15 protein-coding genes and 1 rRNA gene are annotated in these 17,677 nt (G+C 70.2%); 10 read left to right on the forward strand and 6 right to left on the reverse strand.

Going from position 1 to position 17,677, the window contains the following annotated elements; translation table 11 throughout:
* The first annotated feature begins 234 nt into the window (after positions 1–234).
* Positions 235–1,821 (forward strand): FAD-binding oxidoreductase, encoded by a 1,587-nt coding sequence (locus ABZV42_RS02650; RefSeq protein WP_356050688.1) that lies wholly within the window; start codon positions 235–237, stop codon positions 1,819–1,821.
* A 47-nt stretch (positions 1,822–1,868) separates the two neighbouring features.
* Here the strand turns inward: ABZV42_RS02650 and ABZV42_RS02655 are convergent, their stop codons facing one another.
* The 3 genes from ABZV42_RS02655 to ABZV42_RS02665 form a co-directional block, all read right to left on the reverse strand.
* Entirely contained in the window at positions 1,869–2,570 is a 702-nt protein-coding gene (locus ABZV42_RS02655; RefSeq protein ID WP_356050689.1) for a phosphatase PAP2 family protein, read from the reverse strand.
* A gap of 192 nt (positions 2,571–2,762) precedes the next feature.
* Positions 2,763–3,770, reverse strand: coding sequence for a bifunctional lytic transglycosylase/C40 family peptidase (locus ABZV42_RS02660; protein ID WP_355983926.1), 1,008 nt, complete (start codon positions 3,768–3,770; stop codon positions 2,763–2,765).
* A 107-nt stretch (positions 3,771–3,877) separates the two neighbouring features.
* Complete coding sequence (locus tag ABZV42_RS02665) at positions 3,878–4,657, reverse strand: trypsin-like peptidase domain-containing protein (RefSeq protein WP_356050690.1); 780 nt, start codon at positions 4,655–4,657, stop codon at positions 3,878–3,880.
* Positions 4,658–4,891: 234 nt separating this feature from the next.
* On the opposite strand from ABZV42_RS02665, the gene ABZV42_RS02670 reads away from it, so the two are divergent.
* Positions 4,892–5,116, forward strand: a complete 225-nt coding sequence (locus ABZV42_RS02670; protein WP_355983928.1) for a DUF397 domain-containing protein — start codon at positions 4,892–4,894, stop codon at positions 5,114–5,116.
* Between the two features lie 181 nt (positions 5,117–5,297).
* Here the strand turns inward: ABZV42_RS02670 and ABZV42_RS02675 are convergent, their stop codons facing one another.
* Complete coding sequence (locus ABZV42_RS02675) at positions 5,298–5,936, reverse strand: SRPBCC family protein (RefSeq protein ID WP_356050691.1); 639 nt, start codon at positions 5,934–5,936, stop codon at positions 5,298–5,300.
* Positions 5,937–6,321: 385 nt separating this feature from the next.
* Here ABZV42_RS02675 and ABZV42_RS02680 point away from each other — a divergent pair, with 385 nt between their 5' ends.
* The 7 genes from ABZV42_RS02680 to ABZV42_RS02710 all read left to right on the forward strand — a co-directional run bounded on the left by ABZV42_RS02680 (position 6,322) and on the right by ABZV42_RS02710 (position 15,592).
* Entirely contained in the window at positions 6,322–7,647 is a 1,326-nt protein-coding gene (locus ABZV42_RS02680) for a S53 family peptidase (protein WP_356050692.1), read from the forward strand.
* A gap of 551 nt (positions 7,648–8,198) precedes the next feature.
* Positions 8,199–8,507 carry a hypothetical protein gene (locus ABZV42_RS02685; RefSeq protein WP_037622434.1) on the forward strand — a complete coding sequence of 103 codons (309 nt, stop codon included), beginning with the start codon at positions 8,199–8,201 and terminating at the stop codon, positions 8,505–8,507.
* A gap of 209 nt (positions 8,508–8,716) precedes the next feature.
* The gene (locus ABZV42_RS02690; protein ID WP_356050693.1) at positions 8,717–9,568 is read left to right on the forward strand and encodes a hypothetical protein; all 852 of its coding nucleotides are present in this window, start codon (positions 8,717–8,719) and stop codon (positions 9,566–9,568) included.
* Positions 9,558–10,880 (forward strand): hypothetical protein, encoded by a 1,323-nt coding sequence (locus tag ABZV42_RS02695; RefSeq protein WP_356050694.1) that lies wholly within the window; start codon positions 9,558–9,560, stop codon positions 10,878–10,880. The genes ABZV42_RS02690 and ABZV42_RS02695 overlap by 11 nt, the downstream gene beginning before the upstream one ends.
* Positions 10,877–12,436, forward strand: coding sequence for an SCO6880 family protein (locus tag ABZV42_RS02700; protein WP_355983933.1), 1,560 nt, complete (start codon positions 10,877–10,879; stop codon positions 12,434–12,436). Before ABZV42_RS02695 ends, ABZV42_RS02700 begins: the two co-directional genes overlap by 4 nt.
* Positions 12,437–12,450: 14 nt before the next feature.
* A complete protein-coding gene (locus tag ABZV42_RS02705; RefSeq protein ID WP_355983934.1) occupies positions 12,451–13,878 on the forward strand; it encodes an ATP-binding protein in 1,428 nt (475 codons plus the stop codon).
* Position 13,879: 1 nt separating this feature from the next.
* The gene (locus ABZV42_RS02710) at positions 13,880–15,592 is read left to right on the forward strand and encodes a type VI secretion protein (protein WP_356050695.1); all 1,713 of its coding nucleotides are present in this window, start codon (positions 13,880–13,882) and stop codon (positions 15,590–15,592) included.
* A 136-nt stretch (positions 15,593–15,728) separates the two neighbouring features.
* Here ABZV42_RS02710 and ABZV42_RS02715 read toward each other — a convergent pair whose 3' ends face one another.
* Positions 15,729–16,289, reverse strand: a complete 561-nt coding sequence (locus ABZV42_RS02715) for a GNAT family N-acetyltransferase (RefSeq protein ID WP_355983936.1) — start codon at positions 16,287–16,289, stop codon at positions 15,729–15,731.
* Positions 16,290–16,439: 150 nt separating this feature from the next.
* On the opposite strand from ABZV42_RS02715, the gene ABZV42_RS02720 reads away from it, so the two are divergent.
* On the forward strand, positions 16,440–17,201 hold the full coding sequence (locus ABZV42_RS02720) for a CDP-alcohol phosphatidyltransferase family protein (RefSeq protein ID WP_355983937.1): 762 nt from the start codon (positions 16,440–16,442) through the stop codon (positions 17,199–17,201).
* A gap of 199 nt (positions 17,202–17,400) precedes the next feature.
* On the opposite strand, the gene rrf is transcribed toward ABZV42_RS02720, so the two are convergent.
* Positions 17,401–17,517 (reverse strand): 5S ribosomal RNA (gene rrf, locus ABZV42_RS02725).
* Positions 17,518–17,677 lie beyond the last annotated feature (160 nt).

The raw sequence follows: 17,677 nt of genomic DNA on the forward strand, positions 1-17,677 counted from the left end.
TTCAAATGCCCGCAGGCCGGACGGATCATCACCCACCCGCACTTCGCAACACCGGTGGGATCCGTTCGGATGCGGGCGGATGTACCGGCGCGGCCCCGACCCACCCACCGGACCGACACCGGACCGACACCGCGCCGCGACGGCCAGAGTGCTGTAGCCGTTCTGCGACATACGTACGCGGAACCCCTGGACCCGGGAACACGTCTCGTTCCACGGAACCCACGGGAGGCGCACATGCAACGGCGTTCGTTCATCGGCGGAGCCACCGCCGTTATCGCGGCGGCGGCGACGTCCGCCTGCAACAGCGGCGACAAGGGCGGCACCCACGCCGACGGCAAGGCCGCGAGCACGAGCGCCACGGGCACCGCGGCCGAGAGCACCGGCATACGCACGGCGACCGCGGCCAACAGCGCGGCCGCCAACTGGATCGCGCTGTCGCACCAGCTGGACGGCGCCCTGGTCCGCCCCGGCGACCACAGCTGGCCCGCCGCCCACCAGCTGTACAACACGCGCTTCGACAACCTGAAGCCCGCCGCCGTCGCCTATGTCGCCCACGCCGACGACATCCGCACGACCATGGACTACGCCCGCGCCCACGGTGTGAAGGTGTCGATCCGCAACGGCGGCCACTCCTACGCCGGCTGGTCCTCGGGCGACGGCCGCCTGATCATCGACGTCTCCAAGCTGAACAAGATCCGCGCCTCGGCGAACGAGGCGGTCGTCGGCGCCGGTTCCAAACTGATCGACGTGTACCGCGCGCTCGCCGCGAAGGGCGTCACCATCCCCGCCGGCTCCTGCCCCACCGTGGGCGTCTCCGGACTCACCCTGGGCGGCGGCCACGGCGTCGTGTCACGAGCGTACGGACTGACCTGCGACAGCCTCACGCAGGCGACACTGATCACCGCCGACGGCAAGCAGCTCACCGCGAACGCGACCGAGAACAAGGACCTGTTCTGGGCCCTGCGGGGCGCCGGCAACGGCAACTTCGGCGTCGTCACCGAGCTCCGCTTCAAGACCCACCCGGCACCGCAGGGTGTCTCGGCGTACATGACCTGGCCGTGGGCCAAGGCCGCCGCCGTGGTTAAGGCGTGGCAGGAGTGGGGCCCGAGCCAGCCGGACGAGATCTGGTCGTCCTGCCACCTGTCCAACGCGGCCGGCGGCACGCCCACCGTCTCCATAGCCGCCTTCTCCCTCGGCACCTACGGCGAGCTCCAGAACGCGGTGGACCGGCTGGCGGACCGGATCGGCTCCCCCGCGCGCAGCGTCTCCCTCAAGCGGCGCTCGTACGAGGAGTCGATGGAGGTGTACGCGGGCTGCTCGTCGTTCTCCGCCGACGCCCAGTGCCACCTGCCGGGCTCGACGCCGGGCCGCAGCCCGCAGGGCGCCCTCGGCCGCGAGACGTACGCGGCCCGCTCGGACTTCTTCGACCGCTCGATCTCGGCGGCCGGCGTCCAGACACTCCTGAACCAGATCTCTTCGGTCCGCGGCGGCGCGGGCAGCATCGCGCTCACCGCGCTCGGCGGCGCCGTCAACCGCGTCTCGCCCACGGCCACGGCGTTCGTGCACCGCCGCTCGCGGATGCTCGCCCAGTACATCGTCTCCTGGCGGGCGGGCACCTCCGGCACCACCGCCCAGTCCTGGCTGACGGGCGCCCACAACGCGATGACCCGGTACGCCTCGGGCGCGGCCTACCAGAACTACACGGACGCGACGCTGACCGACTGGCGCAAGGCGTACTACGGCGACGCGGCCACCCGGCTGGCGGCCCTGAAGCACCAGTACGACCCGAACCGCTTCTTCTCGTTCCCCCAGGCGCTGTGAAGGCGACTTGAGGTCACGCGCGCGGGCGGTGCGGCCGGACCCGGCGCCTACGCCGCGAGGTCCCGTTCCTCCGTGTGTTCGGCCCGCGCCCCCGGGATCAGGCTCTGCCGCCCGCCGGGTGCGGTGCCGCGCGCCCGGATCAGCCGGCCCACGCGCGGCGCCGACTCCACGGCCTTCATGACCGGGGTCAGCAGGGCCATGGCGAGCGGCGACAGCAGCAGGACGACGGCCGTGCCGAGCGCGAAACCGCCGATGACGTCCGTCGGGTAGTGCACGCCCATGAAGACCCGGCAGAACCCCTCGAGCAGCGCCAGCGCGATCCCGGCGAGTCCGAACCTCCGGTTGGCGACGAAGAGTCCGACGCCCATCGCCATGGTGATGGTCGCGTGGTCGCTGACGAAGGAGAAGTCGGTCTTGCCGCTCACGAGGACGTCCAGGCCCTGGTGGTCCACGAAGGGGCGCGGACGCTCCACGAACCCTCTTATCGGGACGTTCACGAAGAGCGCGATCCCGGCCGCGAGCGGTGCCCAGACGAGTGCGGCCACGGACGCCGCCGCGTCGGCGCCGCCCCGCCGCCGCACTGTCGACCAGCACCACACGATCAGCAGCACCATCGCGAGCAGGAGACCCCACTCGCCGACGAACCCCATGATCCGGTCGAACCAGTGCGGCGCGTGCCTGGCCAGCCCGTTGATGTCGTAGAGCAGGTCGACGTCGGGGTTCGAACCGGATTCGGCGAGTTGCGCCATGGCGCTGCGGCCCCTTCGTCGTCTTTCCCGCGACCGCGCCCTTTCGCGCGCCGCTCGATCCACCCCCGTGGTTGTAGATCAGTTCTCTACGTCAAAAGGAACGCACGGTTCCCTTCATTACGTTCCACCCTCCACGAAATGATCACGCACACGTTATCGAAGAGAGATATCACCGCAGCTCAGAGGGTGGATTCATACCGAAGTGGGCAATGCTTTCGCGCCATCCTCGGTCACCCGGGTGGCCCCGAAGTAGTCGGGCGTGTCGACGGGGTCGAACCGGATGACGGCACCGGGCCGGGGGGCGTCGATCATGTAGCCGCCGCCCACATAGATGCCCACGTGCCGGATCGCGCGGGAGTCGGTGAGGTCGTCCGAGAAGAAGACCAGGTCCCCCGGCAGGAGTTCGCTCCGCCTCGGGTGCGGACCCGCGTTGTACTGGTCGTTGGCCACCCGGGGCAGGGACACCCCGACGCTGTCGTACGAGGCCTTGGTCAGACCCGAGCAGTCGAACCGTCCGCCCTGGTCAGCCGTTCCGTTGCCACCCCACAGGTAGGGCGTGCCGAGCTTCCTCTGCGCGTACGTGATGGCCGCCGCGGCCTGCTTCGAGGGATCCACGCGGGTCACCGGGGCCGCGAAGCTCTTGGCCAGCGTGGTGATCGTCTTCACGTAGTTCCGGGTCTCCGCGTACGGCGGCACGCCCCCGTACTTGACGACCGCGTAGGCGCCCGCGTTGTAGGCGGCGAGCATGTTCTCGGTGACGTTCCCCGGAGCGGTCTTCACATAGGAGGCGAGCTCGCAGTCGTACGAGGCGGCCGACGGAATCGCGTCGTTCGGGTTCCATACGTCGCGGACGCCGTCCCCGTCGCCGTCGACTCCGTGCGTGGCCCACGTCCCCGGAATGAATTGCGCTATCCCTTCCGCCTGCGCCGGACTCTTCGCGTTCGGATTGAATCCGCTCTCCTGATACAGCTGGGCGGCGAGCAGGGCGGGATTGATCGCGGAGCAGAGATTGCCCCACTTCTGGACGAGGGTCCGGTACGCGGCGGGTACGGCGCCCTTGGCGAGCCCGACGGAACCACCGCCGATGCCGCCCGCGAGGTTCCCGGCGACCAGGTAGACGCCGACGACGAGCACCATCACGAAGCCCATCCCCGCGCCGACGGCCGCGGTCGCCACGATCCAGGCCTTACGCACCGTCAACCGCCCCTCGCCGCACAGGAGTCCGCCGACGTCAGTGTAGAGGCGGGCTCCCGCGCGAGAGAGTCTCCGCGCGCGCGGTGGAGCCGGTTCGTCCCGCGGAAGGAGTGCTAACCGGCCAGGGCGGCCACGTGGTAGATCTCCTCGGCCTCGGTGCCGAACACGGCGCTGTACGAGACGTCGTCGGTGTCCCCGCCCTGTTCGTGGCCGCCGATGACACCGACGACCGCCCCGTCCCCGTTGACCCAGGGACTGCCGCTCGTTCCGCCGGCGAAGGCGGGACATTCGACGCGCTGCTGCGTACGGCTGTGCGCGATGGGCTTGTCGGTGCAGGTGATGGGGGTGTCGAGGGAGCCGGGGTATCCGGTGACCGTGACGGCGGTGGCCCCGGTGGCGCGATGCGAGGCGAAGGAGTTCCCGCCGCCGACGGCGTCCTCGACCTCCTCGCCGTCCCGGCCGGCGAGGACGGCGAAGGCGATGTCGCTGTCCTCGTCCTGGTCCTGCTTCCAGCCTTCGGGCAGGAACACGCCCTGGACGTCCCAGAAGCCGTACGGCGCCCTGCCGTCCCGGTAGCCGGGCGCGAAGGAGAGCTGCGCCTCCCCTTCCAGGCAGTGGGCGGCGGTCAGGACGAGGTCGCGTCCCTCGCTGTGCACGACGGAGGCGGTGCAGAAGTGTCCGCCGCCGCCTCGGCTCGCGGCGCTCCCGTGGAACAGCGCGCCCACCCGCACGCTCCGGCTGTTCCGGGCGGCCTGGACCGTCACGCCGAAGGGCCCCGGACCGTCGTCGGCCGAGGCTACGGACGAAGACGTCACCGCCAGCAGCACGAGGGCCGCGCCGAGCAGTGCGGGCCGCCGGGTGTCTGGGAGACGGGTGATGCGGATGCTCTTCATCGCCCCTCACCTTGCCGCAAGCGGGTGAGAAAAAACCTCGGACCTGTCCGAGTATCACCTGTGAATGCCCACCCCGCCCGGCCACCGTCACCCGGTCGCACCCCCCACGGCGGTCCGGGGCCCCGCCCGGGTGGATCGTGCCGGAGCCGGAGGGCGCGGGACCGGGGCGAGGATACGGTGGCCGAGGAAGTCTCCGATCCCGGAGGACGTACGCGCTCAAGGAGGATCACGACCGTGGCTGACATCCCCTCGGACCTCGACTGGGTGCGGGCCGCGCCCGAGGACGCGACCGGGCCCGGCCCCTGGATCGAGATCGCCTTCGGCGAGGACGACCTGGTCCACATCCGGGAGACCGGTGACCCGGAGAACGTCGTCACCACCACCCGCAGGAAGTGGGACGCGTTCGTCCTGGGGGTACAGGCGGGCGAGTTCGACCACTTCGTCGAGGGACTGGTCTAGGGATCCGGAGGAGGAACGGCCCCCGGCTCCCGCCGAAGACCGCTCATGAGGTCACGGGGTCATGAGGCCGCGAGGCGCCGAGGCCATGCGGCCCTGAGGTCACGAGGTCATGCGGCCCTGAGGTGACGCGGCCCTGAGATCACACGGCCCCGAAGTCACGTGGTGAGGGCGGCGGGCGGCCTCACTCCGGCTCGGCTCCCGTATACACCGCCGTGGTCCGGTCCGCCGCGCCCCGGGCGCCGTCCTCGGGCTCACCGGCGGCGACGTTGGCCTCGTACCAGCTCTCGCTGCTCCGCGTGATGAACCGCCGGCCCTCGTCGGAGCCCATCCAGGCCACGCTGTCGTCCGGGTCCAGGAAACCGCCGGGGGAGCCGAGGTGCCCGGCCAGTCCCATCAGGCCGAGGTCCCAGCCGACACCCACCGCGCCGGCACCGAACCGCGCCCAGCGTTCGTCGTCCACATGCGCGATGTGCTCCAGCCCGAACCGGGTGCGGCCGCCCTCCGGGGTCACGCGCACCTCGATCCAGCTGACGTCGCAGCCGTACTCCCAGGTCGCGGCGAAGCTCAGCGGCGGCTCGCAGCGCTCGATCGTGCCGCCCGCGTTGCCTTCCAGCTGATAGGTCCCGCCGAGCCGGAGGTCGCCGGAGACGGGCAGGAACCAGCGGGGGATGCGCTCGGCGCCGGTGCAGGCGTCCCAGACGTCCTCGGCCGTCGCGTCGAAGACCTGACCGAGCGACACCACGCGTGCCGTACGCCCCTTGTACTCACGTGTTCCGACGGCACGGCGCACGGCGTCGATCTGATGGGTCACGTCGATCACGGTTGCTCCTCCGGAGGTCTCGCCTCGCTGTCGCCGGCCCCCCGGGCGACGCTTCCGACTCCCCCCGCACGGGCTCGGCCCCCGGGGCTCTGCCTATCACGGAAGCGCGCGGCGGCCCGCGGAGCGCGGTCTCGCCACCAGTGCAATTCCCCTGAAAGAGCTGTGAGTTGGGTCAAGCGGCCGTCAGTCCCCAGCCATCCGCGAGCCATGGGCAGGTCACGTGCCCGCCGGGTTCAGTAAGGCGGAAGTAAGGCTTCCATAAGCCTCTTGTTGTCGCGTACTCAACAAGAGATGGTCGTCGCGGGCCGCCAGGCCCACCGCCGGGGACACCGCACCGGCGGCGCACCCGCACCGCCCCTGTCAACCACTCCCAGGAGGCTGTACGTTGCGCACGACACTCCCCCAGAGACCTTCCCCCACCCCCACGCGCGGCAGTCGGCGCCGGACCGGCGCGGCCGCCCTCGGCGTCGCCGCCCTCGTCCTCGCGGGCCTCGGCGCCGCCGGAACCGCGGACGCCCGTACCGGCGCCGCCAGGGTCACCCCCCACGTCAGCTGGACCAGGGCGTGCGCGACGCCCGCCAGGGCCGGCGTCGCCGCGTGCAACGCCAAGCGGGTCACCGGCGGCGTCACCGAGTACACGGCGGAGAAGGCCTTCGCCAAGGGCGTCACCCCCAAGGCCGCCGACGCCTCCACCCCGTCCGGCTTCGGGCCGACGGACCTCCAGGCGGCGTACGGTCTGACCTCGGCGGCCGCCGCCAACGGCTCGGGCGAGACCATCGCCATCGTCGACGCCTACAACGACCCCAACGCCGAGACCGACCTCGCGACCTACCGCTCGTACTACGGCCTCACCGCGTGCACCACGGCCAACGGCTGCTTCAAGAAGGTCAGCCAGACCGGCTCGACCACCTCGCTCCCGTCGAGCGACAGCGGCTGGGCCGAGGAGATCTCCCTCGACCTCGACATGGCGAGCGCCGTCTGCCCGAAGTGCAACATCACCCTCGTCGAGGCCAAGTCCGCCACCATGGCCAACCTCGGCACCGCCGTGAACGAGGCGGTCACCCTGGGCGCGAAGTACGTCTCGAACAGCTACGGCGGGTCCGAGTCGTCCTCCGACACCTCGTACGACACCTCGTACTTCAAGCACACCGGTGTCGCCATCACCGTCAGCGCGGGTGACTCCGGCTACGGCGCCGAGTACCCGGCCAGCTCGCAGTACGTCACCTCCGTCGGCGGCACCGCGCTGACCAAGGCGACCTCCACCACCCGCGGCTGGACCGAGTCGGTCTGGAAGACCAGCAGCACCGAGGGCACCGGCTCCGGCTGCTCCTCGTACGACACCAAGCCGAGCTGGCAGACCGACACGGGCTGCTCCAAGCGCACCGTCTCCGACGTCTCGGCGGTCGCCGACCCGGCCACCGGCGTGGCGGTGTACGACTCGTACGGCATCACGGCGGGCTGGTACACGTTCGGCGGCACGAGCGCCTCGTCGCCCATCATCGCGGGCGTCTACGCCCTCGGCGGCACCCCGTCCAGCGGCTCCTACCCCGCGAAGTTCCCGTACACGGCGGCCGGCACCTCGGCGCTCAACGACGTGACCTCGGGCAACAACGGCAGTTGCAGCACCAGCTACCTCTGCACCGCGACAACGGGCTACGACGGCCCGACCGGATGGGGCACCCCGGAGGGTGTCACCGCCTTCACCGGCTGACCTCCGGAGTGCGGGCGGGTGCCGGGAGACGTGGGGTTCCCTGGCACCACCCGGCGAACGGGCCGCGGCAACCAGCCGCGGCCCGTTCCGCCTGTCCGCCTGTTCCGCCTGTCCGCCTGTTCCGCCTGTCCGCCCTCACGCTCTCCGGGTCACGAGCTCGGCGCGTCCACCCCGCGCGGACCCGGCGACCCGGGGAACACCGGCACGACGCACCGTCAGAAGCCTTCCGCTGGAACCCCGTCCGTTCGAATGTCGCCCCGCGCGCGAGCCGTAGAAGGGGACAACGACGGAACCACGCGCCAGGTTTCGCTTCCACTTCATTGCCCGGCGTGACCGGCCGTGATACACAGAGTGACGATACGACTCTTCCTATACCGCCGTACGCCTCCCGCGAGGGTCCCGCGTGCGCCGGTGACAAGGAATTCGCACGAATCCCGCCAACCAATGACGTCAAGTCGACATACGAAGGCGCCATTGTCGGCGAGAATAGGCCCGACCTCTGCGCGCAGTGGCAGGGGGTGCAGAACTACCCACTAGGGGCGGTGACTTACATGCTTTTCGCAGCCGACAAGGGCGACATCAACACAATCATCGGTGGAATCGCCCCGGACTGGGGCCCCTTCGGCAGCCTGGGCAACGAAGCCAAGGTGATGGTCGAGGTGGTGATGGCGGTCGCCATCCTGCTCTGCCTCGGCATCGCGATCTGGGGGGCGGCCAAACAGCGCATCGGCGCGACCGCTCTCCGCGACACCTTCAGCGCCGAACAGGGCAAGGGCCTCATCATCGCCGGGCTCACGGGCGTCTTCATCATCGGATCCCTCGGCACGCTCTTCACCATCGTGTACGGCATGGCCGTGTAGCCCGGCCGGGCCGCGCCGCACCCGGCGCACCGTCAGTACCCGGCCGGGCGCGCCCGGATCCTCGCTCCACCGACCCACCCGTCCGTCGTGCCCACCGGCTGAGGTTGCAACTCCCTGATGTCCAGTCACCACACCGCGCCCGCGCGGGAACCAGCACGGCTACCGTCGTACTACATGGTTCAGCGAGAGGTTGAGGGGGCGTACGCGGCATGAGTCTCGGTGACGAACCCGGGTACGGCGACGGCCCGCGCGGCGAGGACGGGGGGTACGGCGGCTCCGGCCAGACCCGCACCCGCCTGCCCGACCGTCCGGGCGACGTCTACGGCGGCGCGCGACGCGGACGCGGATCGTCCTCACGGAGCCTGGTCACGGTCGTCGGTGTGGTCGTCCTGCTCATCGCCGCGATCGCCTTCGCGAACCGCGGCGACAACGCGGCGTCCTCGGGCGACGGCAGCGGCGACAAGGCGAAGACGTCCCCCACGGCGGCCTCCGGCAACCACCCGGTGAACTCGAAGACCGCAGGCATCCCATCAGGCTTCCCGCACACGGAACAGGGAGCAGGGAGCGCTGCCGCAAATTTCGCGGTGGCGTTGGGTTCGGCCGACATGTTCAAGACGGCCACTCGGCACGACATCGTCAGCACCATCTACACGACCGCCGCCGTCGACCGGCTACAGGGTCCGATGGACCAGGCGTACTCGACGGACTTCCTCAGCAAGCTGGGCCTCGACGCGGACGGTAATTCGCCGGCGGGCAGCACATTCGTCTCGCGCACGGTCCCCGTCGGCACCAAGGTCGGGCAGTACAACGCGTCCGGCGCCAAGGTCTCGGTCTGGTACATGGGCCTCATCGGCATGTCCGGCCAGACGTCGACCGACCCGGTCAGTTCGACCTGGAAGACCTGGACCTTCGAGCTCCAGTGGAACAACGGAGACTGGAAGATCGTGGCGGACTCCCAGACGGACGGGCCCGCCCCGGTCCCCGGCGACGACAAAGCCGCCACCTCCGACGAGATCAGCAAGGCCATCGAGGAGTACGGAGGGTTCACGTATGCCCGGTAGCCGAAGCGGTGTCCTCAGGCTTGCGGCCGTCGTAACCACCGTACAGAGCGCTGCCGTCCTGCTTGCCACCCGTGCCGCTGCGGCGCCGAGCCCGACGCCGTCGCCTTCCAAAGACTCTTGCAATCTCCTGATCGGCCCCGCCAAGCAGTACTGCGAGAGGGGCACCAAGGGATCCGGTAAATCCGGGCTCACCAGTGACCCTGGTGTCGGGTCCACGATGGATCCCCTCTCGTCGCTGGCCAAAGGCTGCGCCGACGCCGCCTCCTGGACCATCGACAAACTCTCCGCCGCCGTGAACGACACCGCCAACGTCGACTTCACGAACTCCAAGTTCCTCCAGCAGTACGCCGTCGTCTTCGCGGCGTCCACGATCCTGACCCTGGTTCTGTGGCTGCTGGCCGTGGCGAAGCGGGCCGTGCGAGGTGTCCCCCTCGGCACCGCCCTGTCCGAGGCGATCGGCTTCCTCTGGCTGACCGTGCTGGCCTCGGCGTTCACCCCGCTGATCCTCTACACGGTCGTCTCGGCGACGGACGGCGTGACGGAGGTGCTGGCCAAGACGACCGGGAACCAGACGGACGCGTTCTTCGGCACGTTCTCCGGCGCCCTGAACAAGGGCACCGACGTCGGCGGCGGCCCCATCATGCTGATCGTCGTCTCGATGGTCTCGATCCTCGCCGCCGGAATCCTCTGGCTGGAGCTGGTCATCCGGGCCGCCCTGCTCTACGTCGGCGCCCTCCTCGGCACCGTCGTCTACGCCGGTCTCGTCGACAAGAACCTGTGGGGCCACGTCCGCCGCTGGGCGGGCATCATGATCGCGGTGATCCTGGTGAAACCGGTCATCGTCATCGTGCTCGGCCTCGCCGGAGCCCTCAGCTCCGACAGCGGACCCGACTCGTTCTCCGCCGTCGTCTCCGGCCTCGCCATCATCCTGCTCGCCATCTTCGCCAGCGCGATGATCTACCGCTTCGTACCGGGCTTCGGCGACGAGATCGCCGGCTCCCGCAACAACCGCATCATGCAGGGCGCCGAAGGCAAGGCCGCCGCCGTGATCAGCTCGCCGGCCACCCTGGTCGCGCAGGGCATCAAGACGCACAGCTCACGCACCGACAACAACGGTGGCGGAGGCGGCAACAGTCAGCCCCGCCCCGCCAACCCCGCGTCCGGCGGTGTGGCCGCGCACAGCAGCCGTACGCCGAACGGAGGCGGCGGATCCGTCCCCTCCGCCGCACCACCGCCGCGCAGCAGCCCGATCAACACCCCGCACGCAAGCAACACCCGCAACAGCAACCGCACGGGAGGTGAAGGGCGTTGACGACCGAGTCCCACCTGTCCCATCCGGTCACGCCCCGCCGTACATATCTGATCGGCCGCGCCAGGCCGAACGCGATCGTCGGCCGGAACCGCGAGTCCGGCGAGATCGCGCTCATCATCGGGGGCGCGTTCCTGGGCATGATGTGCGGACTGCTCGTCCCGGTGCTGTCCCTGCGGATCGTGCTGCTGATGGGCTTCCCGCTGCTCGCGCTCGCCGCGGTGTACGTCCCGTACAAGCGGCGCACGTTCTACAAGTGGTTCGAGATCAACCGCAGTTACAAGCGGAGCCTGCGCCAGGGAACGGCGTACCGCAGCCAGGTGACGGAGGCCGGCACCCGCCTCGACGGCAGAGAGGTCGAGATCGGGCCGCCGCCCGGCATCGGGCGCATCTCCTGGCTCGCCGCCCCGTTCGGACCCGACGAGATCGCCGTGCTGCTGCACGCCGACCGCCGGACCGTGACGGCCGCCATCGAGATCGAGGGACCGGGCGTCGGTCTGCGCGACAGCGAGGACCAGGAGGCCCTCGTCGACCGCTTCGGCACGCTGCTCAAGCACGTGGCGAACGGCGACGGCTTCGTCACCCGCCTCCAGATGCTCGCCCGCACCCTCCCCGCCGACCCGGACGCCCACGCCAAGGACGTATCCCAGCGCGGCGACGACCGTGCCCCCGGATGGCTCCAGCACTCGTACGACCAGCTCCAGTCGATGGTGTCCACGAGCAGTGAGCAGCACCGGGCCTATCTCGTCGCCTGCATGCACTACTCGCGCGAACTGGCCGCCGAGGCGCAGGCCATGGCACGGGCCGCGCGACCGCAGGGCGGACGCAAGGTCGACCGGGACGCCGGGCTCGCCGTCGTCATGGCCCGCGAGCTGACGGACATCTGCTCCCGGCTCCAGGAAGCCGACATCCGCGTACGGCAGCCGCTCGGCCAGGGACGGCTCGCCTCCCTCGTGCACTCGATGTACGACCCCGACCACGCGATCGACCACATCCAGGCCATGACCAAGCGCAACGCCTGGCCGGCCGAACTGGACGCCATGGAGCCCACCTACCTCCAGGCGAAGACCCGCGAGTCCTCCACCCGCGCCCCCTGGTGCCACGCCACGGCCTGGGTTAAGGAGTGGCCGATGACCCCCGTGGGCGTCAACTTCCTCGCCCCGCTCCTCGTCCACACCCCCGACGTCATCCGCACGGTCGCCGTGACCATGGACCTCGAACCCACCGAGATCGCCATCGAGCGCATGCTGACCGAGAAGACGAACGACGAGGCCGAGGCCAGCCGCGCCGCCAAGATGAACCGGACCGTCGACCCGCGGGACATCGCCTCCCACAACCGTCTCGACCAGCGCGGCGAGGACCTCGCGAGCGGCGCCGCGGGCGTCAACCTCGTCGGCTACATCACCGTCTCCTCCCGCTCCCCCGAGGCCCTCGCCCGCGACAAGCGGACCATCCGCGCCTCGGCCGGCAAGTCGTATCTGAAGCTGGAGTGGTGCGACCGCGAGCACCACCGCGCCTTCGTCAACACGCTGCCGTTCGCCACCGGAATCCGCAGGTAGGGGCTGATGCACTGATGCGGGATCCGCTGTCCGCCGCCACGGACTCCTTCACGTCCTTCCTCTTCGGCAAGGTCGAGACGACCCGCCTCCCCGTGCGCACGTCCACGGGCCAGGCGCAGGCGGTCTACCTGCCCACCGCCGCACCGGGTCTCGGCGACTCGGGCGTCATCATCGGCCGCGAGGTGTACTCCGGCAAGGGCTACATCTACGACCCCTTCCAGCTGTACGGGCAGCAGCTCCCGGCACCGCACTGGCTGGTGCTCGGAGAGTCCGGCAACGGCAAGTCGGCCCTGGAGAAGACGTACGTCCTGCGGCAGTTGCGCTTCCGCGACCGCCAGGTCGTCGTCCTCGACGCCCAGGGCGAGGACGGCGTCGGCGAATGGAACCTCATCGCGGAAGAGCTGGGGATAACTCCCATCCGGCTCGACCCGACGGCCGCCCTGGACATGGGCATCCGGCTCAACCCGCTCGACCCCGCGATCACGACGACGGGCCAGCTCGCGCTGCTGCGCACCATCATCGAGGTCGCGATGGGCCACGGCCTCGACGAGCGGTCCGGCTTCGCCCTGAAGGTCGCACACGCCTACGTCAACGAGACGATCGTCGAGCGCCAGCCGGTGCTCACCGACATCGTGGAGATGCTGCGCCACCCCGAACCGGAGTCGGCCGAGGCGATGAACGTCGCCATAGACGACGTACGGGCCTGGGGTCTGGACGTGGCGCTGGTCCTGGACCGGCTGGTCGACGGTGACCTGAGGGGCATGTTCGACGGCCCGACGACGGTCGGTATCGACCTGGACGCCCCCCTCATCGTCTTCGACCTGTCGCACATCGACCGGAACTCCATCGCCATGCCGATCCTGATGGCGATCGTGGGTGTGTGGCTGGAGCACACCTGGATCCGGCCCGACCGCAAGAAGCGCATCTTCCTGGTGGAGGAGGCGTGGCACATCATCAACAGCCCGTTCGTGGCCCAGCTGTTCCAGCGGCTGCTGAAGTTCGGGCGACGACTCGGCCTGTCCTTCGTGGCGGTGGTCCACCATCTGTCGGACGTCGTCGACGGAGCGGCGGCCAAGGAAGCCGCCGCGATCCTGAAGATGGCGTCCACCCGGACCATCTACGCGCAGAAGGCGGACGAGGCACGGTCGACCGGCCGGGTCCTCGGCCTGCCCCGCTGGGCGGTCGAGATCATCCCGACCCTGACCCCGGGCATCGCCGTCTGGGACGTCAACGGCAACGTCCAGGTGGTCAAGCACCTCATCACCGAGACGGAACGCCCACTGGTCTTCACCGACCGGGCGATGACGGAGTCGTCCGCCGACCACCTCCTCTCCGGCGACGCCATGCGCGCCGCCGAACTGGAGGCCGAGGAGAGGGCGGCGGCCTTCATGGAGCAGCATCTCAGCGATCTCGACGGCTCCACCGAGTCCACGGTGGCGTGAGATGAGCCCGCACCCCGACCGGTACGACGACCGGCCCGCCCCCCGGAGCGAGGGGGCGGGCGGCATCCCCGACGGCCTGCTGATCGGCGTGCTGGGCTTCCTCCTGGGCATGACCCTGATGGTGTGGTCGGCGACCGGCCTCGCGGGCTGGTTCTCCCGCGGCGCCTGGCCGGACGCGATCACCTTCACCCGTACACCCCTGGCCATGCGGCACCTGATCGGCGAACCGCACGACATCGCCGGCGCCTGGCCCGACACCCCGGCCTCCCAGTTGTCGGGTTACGGCCTCTTCTGGGGCCTGTTCATCGGCCAGTTGATGGTGCTGCTGGTCCTCGCCGTGTTCGTGATGGGCACGGTCGCCCGGTGGCGGGCGGGACGGGTGCGAAGACGCGCGCAGACACGGACGGCCAAGGCGGCCGGGGCCTTCGCGGACACACCCGATCCGATCGTGCCGCCGGCCCGGACGGAACAGCGGCCGCTGCCGGACCGGCCCCTGGAGAGCGCCCCCGGGGCGGCCGAGGGCGGGCAGCCGGCCCAGCAGGTCCACGAGTATCAGGCCTCACCGGCGCAGGCACACACCGAGGCACCGGCGCCCGCCCGTCCGGTCCCGCGGACGCACGGTCAGACGGCCGAGCGGGCGGCGGTGCCAGGACACTCGGGCTCGCAGGCATCGCAGCACGACGGCGGCCGGGAGACCGTCGCCGCCGAGGCCGCGGCATCCGGTGGCGCCAGTGCAGCCCGGCCATCCGCTCCCGCCGCGACAGCGCAGCAGAGGCCCGCGTGGGCCTCCCCGCACGCGGTCGTCCTCGCCCCGGCCGAGACCCGCCACCCCACCGCGGCCCAGGCCGTACGCGACGCCGAGGGCCCGGTCCTCGTCATCACCTCCGACCCCCGCACCTGGTCGGAGACCAAGGACGCCCGCGCCAAACTGGGCCCCGTCCTCCTCTACGACCCGGCCCACCGCTGTGACACCCCGGCCCGGCTGCACTGGTCCCCCGCGGCAGGCTGCGAGGACAAGGAGACGGCGGCGGCCAGAGCGGCCGCTCTCCTCGCCCCGGTGCGCCCCTCCGCCAAGGCGGACCAGGCGATGGCCGATGTCGCGGAGACGCTCATGCGCAGCTACCTGCACGCGGCCGCGGTGGAGGGCAGGGCCTTCCGCCATGTCCACCGCTGGGCCCAGGGTTCTCAGGTGCAGGACGCCGTACGGGCTCTGCGGACGAATCCCAAGGCCGCGTCCGGCGCCGCCGGCGAACTGGAGGCCGTGCTCGTCTCGCACCCCGAACGCCGTGACATCGCGCAGGAGCTGACGGCCCGTGCGCTGTCGTCGCTCGGCACGGTCAACATCCGAGAATCCTGCGCTCCGAACCGAAGTGACAGCCTTGCCTTGGATTCCTTCGTCAACGAAGGGGGCACGCTTTATCTGGTCGGTGAACCGATCGAGGACCCCAAGGCGGCCCCCGGCGCCATGCCGCTCCTGACGGCCCTCGCCTCAAGCGTGGTCGAGCGTGGCCGGCGCATGGCCGAACGGTCATCCTCCGGTCGGCTCGACCCACCACTCACGCTCGTCCTGGACGACGTCGCGGCCGTGGCCCCGCTCCCCCAGCTCCCCGATCTGCTGACCACGGGCCCGGCCCGCGGCCTGCCGACCCTGGCTCTCCTGCGCTCCCGCGAGCAACTCCGCTCGCGCTGGCCGCAGTACGAGCTTCCGGTCTGACGCGGAGGCAGGTCCGGCGCGGCCGCACGCATCCGACGCTCGGGCCCGTCCAGCGCTCGGGCCCGTCCAGCGCTCGGGCACGTCCGGCAAGCTGCACGCCTCGCAGCAAGGCTGGTCCCACGACCGTCGGCCGACCTCAGCCCCGAGTGATGGCGAACTCCAGCTCCAGCTGCCCGGTGTCGCCCGGCATCGGCGTGGTCTCTCCGGTGGGAAGGAAGCCCGCCTTCCGGTAGAACGCCTCGGCGCGGCCGTTCTTCTCGTGCACGAACAACCGCACGCGCTCGAGTCCGGCCTCCCAGGACCAGGCGAGAGCGGCGTCGAACAGCCCCAGGGTCACCCCGGCCTCGCTCCCCCTGTACTCCGGCCGCACGTAGACCCCGACCAGATGCGCCTGACTGCGCTCGGGCACCTCCCCGAACGCGTCCGGCACACCGGCCTGTTCGACCAGTACGGTCACGGACCCGGCCCACACCCCGTCCCCGCCCACGGCCACGATCTGCTGCCGTGCGGTGGCACCGACGGCCGCCCCGGACGCCCTGTCCTGCCAGAAGCCGTCCGGCTCGGCGACCGCCTTCTCGTAGGTCTCCAGGAACGCGAGGTGCGCGACGGGGTCCCGCAGGGCGTCGAGCCTCAGCTCCTTCACCTGCCGCCACTCGTCGGAACGTATGGAGCGCATGACGTGGGTCTTGGAATCCATGGCTGTCACCGTAGTACGCGTGTACGGCCGGGCTCATCCGATATCCACCCTGCCGATCACGGCCGGCCCGGCCACCGTCATGCTCTTCCCTGTACGGCATTGTGAGCCGACCGATCCGATCACGCGCAAGCTCGTCAGGGAGAACACCGCATGGCCAAAGTCCAACTAGAGGAACTCCGCAGCGTCATTCATCCCACGGGCAAGCTGGACAGCCGGGCGGAGCACTGGGCCGGCCGCCTCTACATGAGGTCTCTCTCCCTGCGTGTGACCCGCCATCTCGTCGACACCCGTATCTCGCCGAACCAGATCACCGTGATCATGGTCTTCGCGGGGATGCTCTCGGGAGTCGCCCTGATCCTGCCGGGCCTCGGTGGCGCCGTCCTCTCCGTCGTCTTCATGCAGCTGTATCTGCTGCTCGACTGCGTGGACGGCGAAGTGGCCCGCTGGCGTCGCCAGTTCAGCCCGCTCGGTGTCTACCTGGACCGCCTCGGCGCGTATCTCGCCGACGCGGCCGTGATGGTGGGCATGGGCATCCGCGCCGCCCAACTCGGCCTCGACCTCTATCTGGTGGCCGGTCTGGCCGCGGCGATCGGCGTCCTGCTCCTGAAGTCGTCCTCCGACCTGGTGCACGTGGCCCGTTCCGACAGCGGCATGGAGAAGGCGACCGACGCCTCCGTCGTCCCGCGCTCCGGCGGTCTCGCCCGGGTCCGCCGGCTCGCGTCGGCCGTGGGTCTCCACCGCCTGGTCAACGGCATCGAGTGCACGATCCTGCTGCTCGTCACCGCCGTCGTGGACCTGGCTCTCGGCGACCTGACGGCCACGCGCGTCGCGACCGTCGCCGTGACGGCGATCGTGTGGCTGCTCGTGCCGGCGCACGTCGTCTCGATCGTCGCGTCGTCCCGCCTGAAGTAGCCCGGACAAGCGGAGCAGAACCAGAAAGGGGGCGGTCTCCACGTGGAGACCGCCCCCTTTCACCTGCCAGCTCGTTCACCCGCCCCACCTCACACCGATCTCATGGCCCTGGGAATGTTTTCGGGTGTGGGGGAATTGGTGGTGAACGCAGAAAACCCCCGTACCGGTATCCCCGGTACGGGGGTTTTCTTCAAAATTTGTTCGGCGGCGTCCTACTCTCCCACAGGGTCCCCCCTGCAGTACCATCGGCGCTGTGAGGCTTAGCTTCCGGGTTCGGAATGTAACCGGGCGTTTCCCTCACGCTATGACCACCGAAACACTATGAAACTGTCAACCGGAGCCGTGGCATAGCTACGACGGTTGTTCGTGGTTTCAGAACCAACACAGTGGACGCGAGCAACTGAGGACAAGCCCTCGGCCTATTAGTACCAGTCACCTCCACCCGTTACCGGGCTTCCAGATCTGGCCTATCAACC

The organism is Streptomyces sp. NPDC005281 (assembly GCF_040607495.1).
Classification (GTDB): Bacteria; Actinomycetota; Actinomycetes; order Streptomycetales; family Streptomycetaceae; genus Streptomyces.